Source organism: Pseudomonas sp. FSL R10-2964, assembly GCF_009600035.1.
Classification (GTDB): domain Bacteria; phylum Pseudomonadota; class Gammaproteobacteria; order Pseudomonadales; family Pseudomonadaceae; genus Aquipseudomonas; species Aquipseudomonas bubulae.
Genome location: NZ_WIWH01000001.1, coordinates 159,234 through 174,676, shown reverse-complemented (window position 1 = coordinate 174,676; position 15,443 = coordinate 159,234). Strand labels below are relative to the sequence as shown.

The window sequence follows — 15,443 nt, the reverse complement described above, 5'->3', positions numbered from 1 at the left end:
GATATTGATGAGTGACTATAAGCGCTACTTCGACCTGGTAAGCGAAACCCACGTCGAAATTGAAGGCTGGTTTTCCGGTCTGGAACCCGGCGTGCTGCCGGTATTGCTGGCGCGGTTTTCGCCGCAGTTTTCGATGATTGCCCCCAGCGGCACAGTGCTGGACGCCAACGGCGTAGAAACACTGTTTGAACAACTGCGCGGTGCGCGCCCGGGCCTGAACATCACCCTCAGCGAGTTCAAGGGCATTGCCCTGCATCCAGGTGGTGCAGTAGTCAGCTACCGCGAGCTGCAGGAGGAACACAACGGCAACCGCACCGACCGCCGCGCCACCGTGGTATTCGAGAAAGACGCCGACGGCAAGATACTGTGGCGGCATTTGCACGAGACGTTTTGCGCGGCTTGAACCCCGGCCTCGCGCTTGTGGGAGCGGGCTTGCTCGCGATGCCGTCACTGCGGTGTTTCAGTTAAACCGCGTCGAGGCCATCGCGAGCAAGCCCGCTCCCGCATTAACTTTACTCGGTCTTGCCCTGATCCACGATCACCGTACAGGTCGTACCCGCGGCCAGCAGGAAGCCATCGGGGATCTCGTCAATATGGATCCGCACCGGTACCCGCTGGGCCAGACGCACCCAGTTGAACGTCGGGTTAACGTCAGCCACCAGCTCACGGCTTTCGGGGTTGTCGCGGTCGTATATACCCCGCGAGATGCTTTCAACGTGGCCCTTCAACACTTCACCGCTCATCATTTGCAGATCGGCTTTGTCGCCCACGCGGATATGCGGCAGTTTGGTTTCTTCAAAGAAGCCATAGACCCAGAACGAATCCTGGTCGATCACGGCCATTTTCGGATCACCCACCCGCGCATAGTCGCCGCGATGCACATTGAGGTTGGTCACGTAACCATCGACCGTGGCCAGGACCTTGGTGCGCTTGAGGTTGAGCTGCGCCGCGTCCAGCTGCGCCAGGGCGTGCTGATAGTCGGCCAGGGCCGAGTCGGCGATGTTGCTGGCGTCGTCACGGTTCTCGCGGGAAATCACCAGGCTGTCCATGTCAGCCCGACGATGGGCGTTGACCTTGCGCATTTCCCAGGTTGCCTTGCGGGAGGCCACCAGCGACTGGGCTTGCTTGACCATGATTTCGTAGTGCTCAGGGTCGATTTCCAGCAGCACGTCGCCCTTTTTCACCAACTGGTTGTCCTTGACCGGCACGCCGACCACATAGCCGTTGACGTCGGCCGCGACGTTGATGATATCGGCCCGCACCCGTCCATCACGGGTCCACGGGGTGTTCATGTAATGTTCCCACAGGGTTCGGCCGATCCATATCGCAAGGGCCAAAACCAGCAAGGTGGCAAGCAGGCTGAAGAACTTTTTCATCGGATCGGTCTCAACGGTAAACAGTGAGCGCCATGGCGCCAAAAAGACAAGCAAACAGGCTCAGGCGCAGCAGCGCCGGGTGCCAGAAGAAGCGGTACAGGTCGTAGCCGGAAAACAGTCGGTCAAAGCCCCATGCCAACCCCGCCGCGATAAAAAACATCAGGGTCATGGTGGGCATGTAGACGCCGTGGAAGGCGATTTCACGAGGCATGTTCAAGTCCTTGCGGCTGGGCATAAGCGGCCAGCGGCGATTGCGGGTCAAGCAGTGATGTACGAATAAAATGCAGGTAGCTTTGCACCCGCACCAACGCCGAGGTATCGAAGTTGCGGGCAAAGGGTTCGTCGGTAGACTGCACGCGGCTGATGGCGTGATCGACGGCAATCAGCGCGCGCTCCAGGTTGCTTTCGCTGGGGGCGATAAACAGCCGCACCAGCGCCCGGCCCATGACCCGGATGGCCTGGCGCCACGGCTGGGCCTCGGCATACGCCGGGTGAACCGGCAGGATCGCCTGCTCCTTGCGCAGCTCGATAATTGCGTGGCCGACTTCCAGCACCACAAACATCCAGCGCAGCAATTGGCGTTGCACCTGCGGCTTGCCGGCGGCCAGGCCGTAAGCCTGATGCATCAGGTCACGGGTACGGCTTTCCAGGCTGGAGCTCAGACCACGTAACTTGCCACTGATGGCATACACCACCTGTTCACGCAGATCCTGCTCCAGACGGCTCCACAACCAGCGGCTGTTGGGCGGCAGGATAATCGCACCGGCAGCCGCACAGACCAGCATGCCCATGACCATCGCGATGTAGTCGTTGATGAACTGGTACGGGTTGTAGATCGTCAGGTTGTCGGGGACCGAGCCGGTGCTGAAAAAGATCAGCAAGCCCAGGCCGACACCCGCGTAATTGGCCCGCGACGTGAGGAACGAACCCAGCACGATCACCGGCGTCAGCACCAGACACAACAGCGGGAAACCGTCGATATGAGGCAGCACGAAAAACATTTCGACAAAGCCGATCAACGCCCCCAGGAAGGTCCCGCAGGCCATCTGAAAAGCCATGCGTTTGGGGTTGGGCGTGGCTGCCGACAAGCCCACCGTGGCGGCGGCGATCAGGGTCATCATGGCGCCGCTGGGCCAGGCGGTCATCACCCAGTAGGTGCCGAGCACGGCCAGGATAAACGCTGCCCGAATCCCGGAAGCGGCCGCCGACCACCAGTTGGTCTGCGAAATAAACGGTTGGTCCCAACGCTCCCGTTCGTGGGTGTGATCGGCCAGCGAGGCGTGGGTCAGCGCGTAGTTGTGCAGGTCGTCGACAAAGCGGAACAGCAGCTCGTAGGCGGTGTTGAAGTCGAGGAAGTCAGACGGGCTGGGTTCGCTTTGCAGAAACCTGACCCGCAACGCACGGACATGCCCTGGCAGGCTCGCCTTGAAGGCATCCAGTTGCTCGGCGAGCAAGGCCGCGTCTTTATCCGTCAACGAGCGACCGGCATAGGTGTCGAGCAACTGCGCCAGGATCTCCAGCTCCGGCTCGATGGCCGACACTACGTCCACCACACCACGGCTGCGCAAACGTGCAAGCAACTGGTGCAAGGCATTGAAGCGCGTAGTAATGGCCATGAACTCGCTGTTCAAACGACTCAGGCGGCCACTGCGACGACGCATATGCGGGTCTTCAAATACGGTCACGCTGCGCATGCCTTCGAGGCCCACGCTTTCACCGATAAAACGCACGTTGCTGGCCTCGTAGGCCTCCTGGGAGGACTGGCCACGCAGGCCTTCGGCAACAAAACCGGCAAATACGCCAAAGCGTTTGTACAGCGCGTCATGCATTGCTGCGCCAGCCGTTTTGGGCAGGATCGCAGCGCTGACCACGGTGGAGCAGAGAATGCCCAGCGAGATCTCCAGCACCCGCCACACCGCGGCCATAAAGGCGCCATCGGGGTGGGCCAGAGCAGGCAGGCCGACCATTGCAGCGGTGTAACCGGCCAGCACAAAACCATAAGCACGGAAGTTGCGGCAGCGAGCAGCACCGGCGGAGCAGATGCCCACCCAGATCGCCATCGCACCGAGAAACAGCACGGTGTTCTGCGCGAACAGGGCGATCAGCGCCACCATTACCGCCGAGCCGGTCAGGGTGCCCAAAAACCGGTAAAAGCTTTTGGCGAACACCTGGCCGCTTTGCGGCTGCATCACGATAAAGACAGTGATCATGGCGGTGCGCGGTTGCGGCAGCTCAAGGCGCATGGCCAGCCACAGGGTCAGAAAGGCGGCGACCAGCACTTTGAAAATATGCACCCAGGTAACGCCATCGCTGCGTGCCCAGTCAAAAAAGCCACGGCGCCATTCCAGGGAATACAGCCAGCGTACCGGGGCGGGCAAGTGGTTCATCTACAGGCTCTCAAAATTAGCCATCGGGGGGGGATAGGTGGTCAGGTTCAGTGGTTGAACAGCGCCATGACGGCCGGCGGTTTGTCGGGCACATAGCGATCGTCCCTGGGCACATCGTTGCCAGCACCAAGGCCGCCACCCAGCGCCGTCACCAGCTCGGCGTGGGCGCTCAGGCGGGCGGCCTGGACCTGCTGCTGGATCTGCTGCTGCTTGAACAGCAGGGTTTGTGCATTGAGCACGTTGAGGTAGTCGGTCAGACCACGCTGGAACGCGACCACGGCGATGTCGTAGGTTTTTTGCGCGGCCTGCACCGACTCGGCGGCAAAGACCTGCTGTTTTTCCATCGACTCGCGCTTGATCAACTGATCGGAAATGCCCTTGAGCGCAGTCACCAGGGTCTGGTTGTACTTGGCCACGGCCATGTCATAGCCTCCAGAGGCCACGCCCAGTTCCGAGCGCAAGCGACCGCCATCGAAGATCGGCAGGGAAATGGCCGGGCCAACGTTGTAGTTGAGCTTCTTGCCGGTCAGAAAACCCAGCGCGCTACCACCGGTGGCCATAAAGCCGATGCTGCCCACCAGGTCTACGTTGGGGTAGAAACCGGCGTGCGCCACATCGATGCCGCGGGCCTGGGCTGCCACTTCCCAGCGGCTGGCAACCACATCAGGACGCTGTCCCAGCAGTTCAGCAGGAAGGCTCGACGGCAGTTTCAGTGCAGTGGCCAGGGCGAGGGTTGGTCGCTTGAGGCGTGCACCCTCCCCTGGGCCCTTACCGGCCAGCGCCGACAACTGGTTGCGGGTCAAGGCGATTTCTTCTTCCTGGGCGTCAATCTGGCGATGAATCTCGGGCAGCGGCGCCTGCGCCTGGCTGACTTCAAAATGGGTGCCGATACCGCCGTCCAGACGCTTTTGTGCCAGATCGAGAATCTGTTCTTGCTGGTGCAGAGTCGATTCGACGATATCGAGTTGGGCGTAGTGCAGCGACAGCTGGATATAGGCACGAATCACGTTGTTCTGCAGTTCGAGCTGGGCCTGACGACCTTCGGCCACACTCATGTGCGCCATGTCCACGGCCTGCTCTGTGGCATTGCTTTCGCGGCCCCACAAGTCCAGGGCAAAGCTGAAGCCCAGCGCGGCGTTGTTGTCCCAGGTTGTGGAGTTGTCCAATGCACCCGGGCCATAGAATTGGTCCGAGGGCCAGTTGTGCCGTTTGAGCGTCGAATCTGCGTTGATTTGCAGCGACTCGGCCGACTCGGCAACCCCGGCCATGGCCCGGGCCTGACGCACACGGGCTGCAGCCATTGCCATCGTTGGGCTACCCTGTACGGCAAGGCTGATCCACTCATCCAGTTGCGGGTCGCCATAAGCGTGCCACCATTGGGCTTTGGGCCAGTTCGCGTCTTTCGCGGCGCTTTGAATCGCCTCGTCGGTGGCCAGCGTATTGGCGGGAAGCATGCTGCCCTTGGGCGCGATGCCACCAAAACCAATGCAGCCGTTTAATGCTAACGATAAAGCCAGAACACTGAGGGCTTTAAGCTCTCTGCTGATGCGACGCTGCACTGCTGCAAATTCCTGAAAAGGAGGGAGGATGAGGCTTGAGATAGAGAAGTCTATGACTTGGCAGGCACAACGATAAGCGGGCATAAATGTGAATCTTTATTACCGTTCTTGGGATAATCCGTTGGTCGAATGAAAAGCGGCCTGTAAAGCCTGAAACTTCATGTCACAATTTGTTGCTGTGTAATTGGTTGCTGTCCCCTATATCGCCCCTTGAGAGCACTTCATGGACACTTTGCAAAACATGCGCGCCTTCAGTTGTGTGGCCGAAGCCGGAAGTTTCACGGCCGCTGCCGCCATGCTGGACACCACCACTGCCAACGTCTCGCGCGCGGTCTCCAACCTTGAGGCCCACCTGCAAACACGCCTGCTTAACCGCACCACCCGCCGCATCGCCCTGACCGAAGCCGGCAAACGCTATTTACTGCGCTGCGAGCAAATCCTGGCCTACGTTGAAGAAGCCGAAGCCGAGGCCAGCGACGCCCACTCGCGCCCAGCCGGGCAATTGAAAGTGCACACCATGACCGGCATCGGCCAGCACTTCGTGATCGACGCCATTGCCCGCTACCGCAAGACCCACCCCGACGTGACCTTCGACCTGACCCTGGCCAACCGCGTGCCGGACCTGCTCAACGAAGGCTACGACGTGTCCATCGTGCTGGCCAGCGAGCTGCCGGACTCGGGTTTTGTGTCCCAGCGCCTGGGCATTACCTACAGCATCGTCTGTGCATCGCCCGGCTATGTGAAAGCCAATGGCACGGCAACCAAGCCCAGCGACCTGCTCAACCATTCCTGCCTGCGCCTGGTCAGCCCGGTGATTGCATTGGACAAATGGGTGTTTGAAGGCCCGGAAGGCCAGGAAATGGTGCTGATCAACTCTTCGCCGTTTCTGGTCAACTCGGCCGACGCGATGAAAACCGCGATCACCAGCGGCATGGGTGTCGGCGTGCTGCCGGTGTACGCCGCCATCGAAGGCCTGCGCAACGGCACGCTGGTGCGCATGCTGCCCAAGTACCGCTCCCAGGAACTGAACCTGTACGCCATCTACCCGTCGCGCCAGTACCTGGATGCCAAGATCAAGACCTGGGTCGAATACTTGAAAAGCTCGCTGCCGGAAATTCTGGCGGCGCATCAGACTGAACTGGCCACCTATAGCTGATTGCGATTTTGTGGGAGCGGGCTTGCTCGCGATTGCTACAACGCGGTGTATCTGCCACACCCCGACGATCCAATCGCGAGCAAGCCCGCTCCCACAGGTCAAGGATTGGCAGCGGGCGGGCGAGAATGTTAGCGTGCTTACATTCCCGACAGCCGATGAGTCTTGTTCAGATGAGCCTTTCCAGCACCAAGAAAACCGTACTTGCCTTCAGCCGCGTCACCCCCGCGATGATCGAGCGCCTGCAACAGGATTTCAACGTCATCGCGCCCAACCCCAAGCTGGGCGATATCAACGCCCAATTCGAAGAGGCACTGCCCCACGCCCACGGTCTGATCGGCGTCGGCCGCAAACTGGGGCGCAAGCAGCTGGAACATGCCCGGCAGCTGGAGGTCGTCTCCAGCGTCTCGGTGGGTTACGACAACTACGATGTCGACTACTTCAACGAACGCGGCATCATGCTCACCAATACCCCGGACGTGCTGACCGAAAGCACCGCCGACCTGGGTTTTACCCTGATCATGAGCAGCGCCCGTCGGGTCGCCGAGCTGGACGCCTGGACCAAGGCCGGCCAATGGCAAGCCAGCGTGCCACCCGCCCTGTTCGGCAGCGATGTCTACGGCAAGACCCTGGGTATCGTCGGCATGGGTAATATCGGCGCAGCCGTTGCCCGTCGTGGCCGGCTGGGTTTCAACATGCCAATCCTGTACAGCGGCAACAGCCGCAAGACCGCACTTGAGCAAGAGCTGGGCGCGCAATTTCGCAGCCTCGACCAGTTGCTGGCCGAAGCGGACTTCGTCTGCCTGGTGGTGCCATTGAGCGAGAAAACCCGACATCTGATCAGCCAGCGCGAACTCAAGCTGATGAAGCCGAGCGCTATTCTGGTGAATATCTCCCGTGGCCCGGTGGTCGACGAACCGGCACTGATCGAAGCCCTGCAAAACGGCACCATTCGCGGCGCTGGCCTGGATGTTTACGAGAAAGAACCGCTGAGCGAATCACCTTTGTTCGCGTTGAAAAACGCCGTGACCCTGCCCCATATCGGCTCGGCCACCCACGAAACCCGTGAGGCGATGGCCAACCGCGCCCTGGCCAACCTGCGCAGCGCCCTGCTGGGCGAACGCCCGCAAGACCTGGTCAACCCGCAGGTGTTCAAGGGCTGAGGCAAGGTCTGTTGTGAGAGCGAGCTTGCTCGCGATTGGATCGCCGAGGTGTCACTGATACACCGCGTCGCTGCCATCGCGAGCAAGCCCGCTCCCACAGGAGGTTACAGACTCACGCCAGCTTGGCGTTCAATGCCACCGGCTTGGGTTTGCGAAACACCAGCACGTTACCCAGCATCACCAGCACCAACCCGGCCAACGCCGGGGGGGTCCACTGGTAGCCTTCGGCAAAGGCCGACACATTCAGCGCCACCAGCGGGAACAACACCGTGCAATATGCCGCGCGCTCCGGCCCCATGCGCCCGACCAGGGTCAGGTACGCGGTAAAGCCGATCACCGAGCCCGGTATCACCAGGTACAACAGCGAACCGATATAGCGCGTGTTCCATTCCATTTCGAACGGGATACCCCTTAGCGCGCAGTACACCGCCAGCATGCTGGCACCATACAGCATGCCCCAGGCATTGGTGGTCAGCGGCTTGAGCCCGGCTTTCTGTTGCAGGCTGGACAGCATGTTGCCCGCCGAAAAACACAGGGTGCCGATCAACGCCAGCCCCAGTCCGAGGGCAATATGCGGTGTGGCGGCATGCCCGCTCAATTCCGGCCAGAACAACAGGCCCAGCCCGAGCATGCCCAGGGCACCGCCGGCGATCACGTTGCGGGCGATTTTCTGCTTGAAGAAAATCCGCGCATTCAGCGCATTCCACAATGTGGCGGTAGAAAACACCACCGCGATCAGGCCTGTGGTCACCCACTGGCTGGCGGTCAAGAAACACATGAAGTTGACACAGAACAGGCACAACCCCTGGGCCAGGCAAATCAGATGCCCGCGCCTGTTCATCACCTGCAACTTGCGGCTGAGCAACAGCACGGCAAACAGCACCAACGCCGCCAGACCAAAGCGGTAAACGATGGACACCGGTATCGCCACCACCCCCAATTGCAATTTCAGGGCGATCCAGGTGGTGCCCCAGATCAAGACAGTCATTACATATAAAAACAGGTTCATGGCGCACTCCAGACAATGGCCTTCAGTCTGGGCCCGCTGCCTGGGCCGCACTTGCAGATTCTTGCGCTTTTGTGGGGTCGGGGCTGGCAGCCGCAGTGCGACGGAGTAGGATGCGAGCATGCCCGCATTCGATACCCTGCAAGTCTTCCAGTCCATGAACAGCTCGCCCAATGCCCGTCTGGTGCACAGTGCCGAGCTGGGTGAAGGCTTGGCCGCTGCTGTGTGGACCAACCACCACGATGCCCGTGAGTATGAAGCACCGACGCACCACACCTTGTCGTGCTATATCTCCGGCGGCACCGGTACTTTCAGACGCGAACAACCCGGCGCCAAGGGCTCACCGGGCAAGCTCTGCGTGCTGCCCGCCGATCATCAATCGGCGTGGGTGATCAATGGCGAAATACGCCTGGCCCATGTGTATGTCAGCCAGGAGCAATTAGCCCTGGGCTGCATCGCCCTGCTCGACCGCGAACCCCGGGAGATGCAATTGCGGGAACTGACCTTTCAGGATGACGAACAGCAAACCCGCCGCTTTCATCAACTGATCCAGACCAACTGGGACGAGCCCGCCGAACGCCTGCTCACCAGCAGCCTGGCCAGCGCCCTGCTCGACCATGCCGTACTGACCCAGGTGGGGCTGCGTGACGGGCTGCAACTCAAGGGCGGGCTGGCGGCCTATCAGCGCCGCCAACTGGTGGAATACATCGAGCACCGGCTGGCCGAACCGCTGAACATCGGCCAGTTGGCAGCGCAGTGCGCGCTATCGCCTTACCACTTTGCCCGCATGTTCCGCGAAAGCTTTGGCGTACCGCCCCATCAATACCTGCTGGCCCGCCGCCTGGCCCGCGCCCGCGACCTGCTGCGCAACAGCACACTGGCGTTGGGCCATGTTGCACTGGCCTGTGGCTTCGCCAGCGCCAGCCACTTCGCCAACCGCTTCAAGCAAAGCCTGGGCGGCACGCCGGGGGAGTTTCGGGCGGTGTTCAGGTAACCCTGGCGGCCTTAGAACTCCAGAGTGCTGGAAAATGTGAGTTGCCGCGCATCGCCGATGGAGACAAAGGTGCGGCTGGCCGCCGAGGTGTAGTAAGTGCGGTCGAAAAGGTTTTTGACGTTGAACTGGAATTTGACCTTTTGCCCCTCAACCTTGGTGTCGTAGGTAGCAAAGGCATCGGCCACGGTGTAACCCGGCAGATCGAAGTCGTTCAGGGCATCCCCCGCCCGTTCGCCCACATAGCGCGCGCCTGCGCCAACGCGTAGCTTGTCACCGCCCACGATGCTGCCAAAGTCATAGACCGCCGACAGCGAACCGCTGTTCTTGGCCACGTTCTGCAGACGCATGCCCTGGTAGGTGGTGTCTTTGGTCACCTCGGCATCGGTATAGGCATAGCTGCCGATCAGGCTCCACTGGTCCGTCAACTGGCCGCTGACGTCCAGTTCCAGGCCCCGGGAACGAACTTCACCCGCGGCCGAATAGGCGGTGACATCGTCCACCGTGGAGGACACCAGCACATTGCGCTTTTTGATGTCGTACAAGGCCAGGGTGCCAGTGATACGGCCCGGGATATCCAGCTTGGCCCCCAGTTCCCAGGATTTTGACTGCTCCGGGGCGATGGAGGAGTCCAGTACTACGCCGCCCGTCAGCGGAGCGATCGAGGAGTTGGGCTTGAACGATTCGGTGTAGCTGCCATAGAACGACAGCTCATCGGTGTAGCGGTATACCAGCCCGGCCCGCGGGATCCATTTCACCCCGTTGGTATCGGTGCTGGCCTTGAACGGAATGCTTTTGCCCGCCAGTTGGTCGTACTTCTGAAAGCGTGCGCCCGCCACCAGAATCCATTGGTCGGTGAGGTGGATCGAGTCCTGGGCAAACAACGAGTCGCTGCGCAGCAAGTCGGTCTGGTTGCTGTCACTGGCGCTCACGGTGGTACCGGCGACTTCATTGCCGTACACCGGGTTTTCGTAATTGAACGTGGACTGGCTGTCCTGGCGGATCAGCTCGGCGCGATAGATTTTGCGGTATTCGTCGTCCACGCCAAACACCAGGTCATGCTGCATGCCAGCGGCCTGAACCTTGCCCTGCAAGCTGAAGGTGCTGAAACGGTCGGTGGTGATGGCACCTTTGGTGCCGTCCATTTTGCGCGTCAGGGTGCCGTCGGAGTTGACCTTGGTAACCCGAACCTGGCTGGCGTCGTAGGTTTCGCGGTTCCAGCTGTAGCCGAAATGGGCTTTCCAGTCGTCGTTGAGGTCGTGATCGACTTCAAGGCGGTACAGGTCCGAGCGCCCTTCCATATTGTTGAACGGCTCGTCCAGGCGGCGCGTGGCCGGAATGTCCAGCGGATGGTTGGTCGCCGGATTGATGGCCGTCCCACGGTCGAAGGGGGTCAGGAACTCGCGGTGTTCGTACGCCAGCAGTACTTGGGTGTTGTCGCCGTACCAGGCCAGCGACGGCGCGATCAGGGTTTCGCGATGCACCCCAAAATTGCGCCAGTAATCTTCATCTTCATGGTCGATGATCATCCGGTAGGCCAGCCCCGAATCACCCAGCGGGCCGGTGCTGTCGAGGCTGCCACCGCCGCCGTTTTTACCCGAGCCATAGGTTGACCCACGCACCGTCACCGCGTTGTACTGCTCCAGCTGCGGCTTTTTGCTGACCACGTTGACGACACCACCCGGATCTTGAATCCCGTAGAGCAACGAGGCCGGCCCCTTGAGCACTTCGACCCGTTCGGTGGCAGCGTTCATCGCCCGGCCCTGCACCAGCGGCATACCGTCGCGCATGATCGAACCGTCACGGTTGTCACCAAAGCCGCGCTTCATCACCGAGTCCTGGGTACTGCCCAGCGTGTTGCCCTGGGTGATGCCGCTGACATTGTTCAGGGCATCATCCAGATTGCGCGGCGCCTGGTCGCGAATCACCTGGGCGGCAACCACATTGATGGTTTGCGGCACTTCCATGGATGAGCCCGTGCCGCGCATCACCGAAGTGGTGGCTGGTGGCTGGTAGCTGGTGTCGGTTGTGGCCAGCGAGGTAATGCTGGTGGCCCCCAGGTTCAGGGCGCCTGCGGTGGGCTGGGGTTCCAGGGCAAAAGTGTTGGCGTCGGTACGCCGCCCATTGAAGCCAGACTGCGCGAGCAACTGCTGCAAAGCCTGCCCGGCGCTCATGCGCCCCTTGATCGCCGGCGCTTGCAGGCCAAAGGGGGCTTCATCGGTGTAGACCACGCTCAGGCCAGTCAGCCGGGAAAAGTCGTTGAGCGCCTGGGGCAGAGGTTTCGCCGGCTGGTTGAAATCGAACAAGGCTTCGGCCTGCTGTTGCGGCGCCTCGGCAGCCATGGCCGCATAAAGCGGGTTTAGCGCCAACCCGGCCATCACGAATGCAGAAGCTCCCAACCACTGTTTCACCGAACTTGCCCTGGACTTCATGCTCATGACCTGTGTGTTGACCTGATACGGAATACGAATTTTTCGCATTTTCAAGCACTACACGGATGGCGCCGGGGTTTACCTCACCACGCAATGAAAAAAAATCCGCGATGACGCCACAGACCGCCTGTGGGAAAACGGTGGGAGCAAACCCGCTCCCACAGGGATATGTGGAGGGCGCGTCAACGCAACACAATCAGTCCTAACACACTGTGCTGCTCAAATCCGAGCACGCCCTGCAACGAATTGAGTACGGCTTGCGGGTCCTGGCTGGGGAAACTGCCGCTGATTTTCCTGGCACCCAACTGGCTGTTGAGCAACACAATCTGCCCCGGGTAATAACGCCTGAGATCGGCCACGACATCAGCCAGCGGGGTTTTGTAATAGCTCAACCAGCCCGAGCGCCAGCCCAGGCGGCTCTGGCTGTCAACGTGATGCACTGCATCGGTAACCCCAGCGTCGTAGGCAATTTGCTGATCGGCAGTAAGAATCTGCTGAGCCGAATCCTTGCCAGCCTTGACCCCTACCCGCCCGGACAACACCGTGACTTGCGCCCCGCCCGGTTGCAGGCGCACCTCAAATTCGGTGCCCAGGACCCGCGCTTCACCGCCGTCGGCATCTACCACAAAGGGCGCGCCGGTATGGGTGACGTGAAAGAAGGCCACGCCACGGCGCAATTGCACATGGCGTTCACCACCACTGAAGTTCACCGCAATGGCGCTGTCGGCATCCAGCGTGACCTGCGTTTGATCGGCCAGCACCACAGTGCGCACTTGCCCAGGCGCGCTCACATAGTCCGCGCCCAGATCGTCCACCCAGCGCGCCGGTTGCCAACCGGCAAATACACCGACCATCAGCAGCAGGCATGCAGCAATGGCCAACCCACCGGCCCAATGCCGCAGGCGACCGCGCCGGGATGTATCCATAGCCGACAGGTATCGCTGAAGGGCCAGCGACTCTTCGTCAGCCAGGGTACTGGCCGCCACTTCACTCAGCTCCCACACCACCTGCGCCTGGGCATAGGCCTCGGCATGGGCAGGGTCAGCCTGCAGCCAGCGACTGAAGGTGGCCTGATCGCCACTGTCGGGCCGGTCGTGCAGCACACTGAGCCAGTCCAACGCGGCACGCTCTTGCTCGGCTGTCACGGCAACTCTCGAATGGCGGTTCACAATGCTGTCCCTGATGGCGGCTCACGCAGACTGGCCTTGCAGGCCTCCAGGGCACGCATCATGTGTTTTTCGACAGCACTTTGCGACACGCCCATGACCTTGGCGATCTCGGCATAGGTGCGACCGTGAATACGGTTGAGCAAAAAGATATGCCGCGTGCGCTCGGGCAGGCTGCGCAATGCCGCCTCGACCTGGCGCAAGTCATTTCCGGCTTCCAGAGCGGCCTGGGGCTCGCAGCTTCTGGCGTCCGGTTCAGGCTGCCAGTGATGGCTGACCCGCTCGCGCGTACCTTCGCTGCGCAAATGGTCGATGGCGATATTGCCCGCACAGCGCAGCAGATAGGTGCTCAGCTCTTCAACCTGCACCAACGGCCGCCGCCAAAACCGCAAAAACAAATCCTGCACCAGATCAGCGGCCGTAGCCCGGCAGCCCACGCGGCGGCTCACCAGCGCTTCCATCTGCGGACGTTGGCTAAGAAACACCTGCAGGAAATGCGCTCGTCCCTGGCGCGGTTCGCTGGTAGGGCCATCCTTGAATTCGGGTGGGGTCATGGAGATCGATGCGCAGGCAAAAGGAAAGCGATACTAATGATAAATATTCTCATATGCAAAAGCAGATGACGGGCTGCGCGACCGCCCTTGATAAGTGGTGATTGCTCAATGCATAAAGCCACCCCTACAATGCGAACAATTCTTGTTCTCTAAAGCGTTATTCAGCGCAGCCGGAGTGGTCGTTGTCGCAGTCAAACACCGTCGAGGTTCTGTATCAGGACCACCACAGCTGGCTCACGGGATGGTTACGGCGCAAGCTCGGCTGCCCGCAGAATGCCGCCGACCTGGCCCAGGACACTTTCATGCGGCTGCTGACCGCCCGCGAAACCCCGGCCCCTGGCGAACCCCGGGCGTTTTTGACCGTGGTCGCCAAGCGCGTGCTGTTCAATCACTATCGCCGCCAGGATCTGGAGCGCGCCTACCTGCAGGCCCTGGCTGACCTGCCCGAACAGGTTGCCCCCAGTGAAGAAGAACGCGCAATCATTCTGCAAACCCTGATGGAGCTCGATCAATTGCTCGACGGCCTGCCTTCCCCGGTCAAACGCGCCTTTTTACTGGCTCAGGTCGATGGCCTGGGCTACGCCGAAATTGGCGCTCAACTGGGTATCTCGATTGCCACGGTCAAACGTCATTTGAGCAAGGCAGCCCTGCGTTGCTACTTCGCCCTGTGAACGGTGCCTTCAATGCACCGCCCGACATCGGCACGGCGGTGGCCGAGCAAGCAGTCAGCTGGCTGGTCGAAATGCAGGGCGGTGCGCTCAGTCCCAGGCGCCAGCAGGCCTGGGAGCAATGGTTACACGCCCATCCTGAACACCAGCGGGCGTGGGAGCATATCCAGCGCATCAACCAGCGCTTGCGCGGTTTGTCGTCGCCACTGGCCCATGCGGCCCTGAACGCGCCCAAAAGCAGCAGTCGCCGTCAGGCATTGAAGCTGTTGCTGCTTTTAGGCGCAGGCTCGGCATTGACCTGGGGCCTGCGCGAGCAGTTGCCCGTCACCCCGTTGCTGGCAGACTTCAGCACACCGGTGGGCCAGCGGCGCAACCTGCAGTTGCATGATGGCAGCCAGCTCCAGCTCAACACCGCCAGCGCGGTGGATGTGAAATTCGATGCCCAGCAACGAGTCATCCGCCTGCTCGAAGGCGAAATGCTGCTGACTGCCGCCCGGGATTCTCGCCCACTGCTGGTGCGTACCGCCCAAGGCACCGTGCAACCCCAGGCGGCGCGCCTGAATGTGCGCCAATTTGGCGACCGCACTGAAATCGCCGTGTTCGAGGGCCGGGTTGCGTTGATGCCAACGGCGCATACGGGTAGTGCATTGTGGGTTGAGCCGCACCAGCAACTGAGCTTCACCCGCCTGGCCTGGAACACCCCGCGCCCTCTGGATGCGGGGAGCGGTGCGTGGACCGACGGCATGCTGGTTGCTGCGCATATGCGCCTGGCGGATTTTCTCGTCGAACTGGGCCGCTATCGCCGGGGCCAGCTCAACTGCGACCCAAAAGTCGCCGACCTGCTGATCTCCGGCACCTACCCGGTGGACGACAGCGAACGCGTGCTGGACCTGCTTGCCGTCAGCTTGCCAGTGCGAATCAAGCGCTTTACCCGCTATTGGGTAACGGTTGAAGCGCGGGTGTAACGGCTCTGTGCAAACGGACGTGT

Annotated in this window: 14 protein-coding genes; 6 read left to right on the top strand and 8 right to left on the bottom strand. The window is 61.1% G+C overall.

Going from position 1 to position 15,443, the window contains the following annotated elements:
- The first annotated feature begins 7 nt into the window (after positions 1-7).
- Positions 8-403: a DUF4440 domain-containing protein gene (locus tag GHN92_RS00880; protein ID WP_133144303.1), complete on the top strand. Its 396-nt coding sequence runs from the start codon at positions 8-10 to the stop codon at positions 401-403.
- A gap of 109 nt (positions 404-512) precedes the next feature.
- Here the strand turns inward: GHN92_RS00880 and GHN92_RS00875 are convergent, their stop codons facing one another.
- The 4 genes from GHN92_RS00875 to GHN92_RS00860 are packed head-to-tail and all read right to left on the bottom strand — an operon-like array spanning position 513 to position 5,322.
- Positions 513-1,376 carry an HlyD family secretion protein gene (locus tag GHN92_RS00875; RefSeq protein WP_095028946.1) on the bottom strand — a complete coding sequence of 288 codons (864 nt, stop codon included), beginning with the start codon at positions 1,374-1,376 and terminating at the stop codon, positions 513-515.
- Positions 1,377-1,386: 10 nt separating this feature from the next.
- Positions 1,387-1,587, bottom strand: coding sequence for a DUF1656 domain-containing protein (locus GHN92_RS00870; RefSeq protein ID WP_016781859.1), 201 nt, complete (start codon positions 1,585-1,587; stop codon positions 1,387-1,389).
- Complete coding sequence (locus GHN92_RS00865) at positions 1,577-3,763, bottom strand: FUSC family protein (RefSeq protein ID WP_095001199.1); 2,187 nt, start codon at positions 3,761-3,763, stop codon at positions 1,577-1,579. Before GHN92_RS00865 ends, GHN92_RS00870 begins: the two co-directional genes overlap by 11 nt.
- A gap of 47 nt (positions 3,764-3,810) precedes the next feature.
- On the bottom strand, positions 3,811-5,322 hold the full coding sequence (locus GHN92_RS00860) for an efflux transporter outer membrane subunit (protein ID WP_095018218.1): 1,512 nt from the start codon (positions 5,320-5,322) through the stop codon (positions 3,811-3,813).
- A 223-nt stretch (positions 5,323-5,545) separates the two neighbouring features.
- Between GHN92_RS00860 and GHN92_RS00855 the strand changes: the two genes are divergently transcribed.
- Together GHN92_RS00855 and GHN92_RS00850 are read left to right on the top strand one after the other, a co-directional pair.
- A complete protein-coding gene (locus GHN92_RS00855; protein WP_095001197.1) occupies positions 5,546-6,478 on the top strand; it encodes a LysR family transcriptional regulator in 933 nt (310 codons plus the stop codon).
- Between the two features lie 170 nt (positions 6,479-6,648).
- Entirely contained in the window at positions 6,649-7,638 is a 990-nt protein-coding gene (locus GHN92_RS00850) for a D-glycerate dehydrogenase (RefSeq protein WP_095001196.1), read from the top strand.
- A 112-nt stretch (positions 7,639-7,750) separates the two neighbouring features.
- Here the strand turns inward: GHN92_RS00850 and GHN92_RS00845 are convergent, their stop codons facing one another.
- A complete protein-coding gene (locus GHN92_RS00845; protein WP_095018257.1) occupies positions 7,751-8,647 on the bottom strand; it encodes a DMT family transporter in 897 nt (298 codons plus the stop codon).
- Positions 8,648-8,765: 118 nt separating this feature from the next.
- Between GHN92_RS00845 and GHN92_RS00840 the strand changes: the two genes are divergently transcribed.
- Complete coding sequence (locus tag GHN92_RS00840) at positions 8,766-9,638, top strand: helix-turn-helix domain-containing protein (RefSeq protein WP_130871995.1); 873 nt, start codon at positions 8,766-8,768, stop codon at positions 9,636-9,638.
- 11 nt (positions 9,639-9,649) lie between these two features.
- Here GHN92_RS00840 and GHN92_RS00835 read toward each other — a convergent pair whose 3' ends face one another.
- From GHN92_RS00835 to GHN92_RS00825, 3 genes are all read right to left on the bottom strand, one after another.
- Positions 9,650-12,067 carry a TonB-dependent receptor gene (locus GHN92_RS00835; RefSeq protein WP_133144338.1) on the bottom strand — a complete coding sequence of 806 codons (2,418 nt, stop codon included), beginning with the start codon at positions 12,065-12,067 and terminating at the stop codon, positions 9,650-9,652.
- Between the two features lie 182 nt (positions 12,068-12,249).
- Positions 12,250-13,236, bottom strand: a complete 987-nt coding sequence (locus GHN92_RS00830; RefSeq protein WP_371926136.1) for a FecR domain-containing protein — start codon at positions 13,234-13,236, stop codon at positions 12,250-12,252.
- A complete protein-coding gene (locus tag GHN92_RS00825; protein WP_133144304.1) occupies positions 13,233-13,787 on the bottom strand; it encodes an RNA polymerase sigma factor in 555 nt (184 codons plus the stop codon). The genes GHN92_RS00830 and GHN92_RS00825 overlap by 4 nt, the downstream gene beginning before the upstream one ends.
- 182 nt (positions 13,788-13,969) lie before the next feature.
- On the opposite strand from GHN92_RS00825, the gene GHN92_RS00820 reads away from it, so the two are divergent.
- Together GHN92_RS00820 and GHN92_RS00815 are read left to right on the top strand one after the other, a co-directional pair.
- Positions 13,970-14,458 carry a sigma-70 family RNA polymerase sigma factor gene (locus GHN92_RS00820; protein WP_095023060.1) on the top strand — a complete coding sequence of 163 codons (489 nt, stop codon included), beginning with the start codon at positions 13,970-13,972 and terminating at the stop codon, positions 14,456-14,458.
- Positions 14,455-15,420: a FecR domain-containing protein gene (locus tag GHN92_RS00815; RefSeq protein WP_133144339.1), complete on the top strand. Its 966-nt coding sequence runs from the start codon at positions 14,455-14,457 to the stop codon at positions 15,418-15,420. Before GHN92_RS00820 ends, GHN92_RS00815 begins: the two co-directional genes overlap by 4 nt.
- The last annotated feature ends 23 nt before the right edge of the window (positions 15,421-15,443 follow it).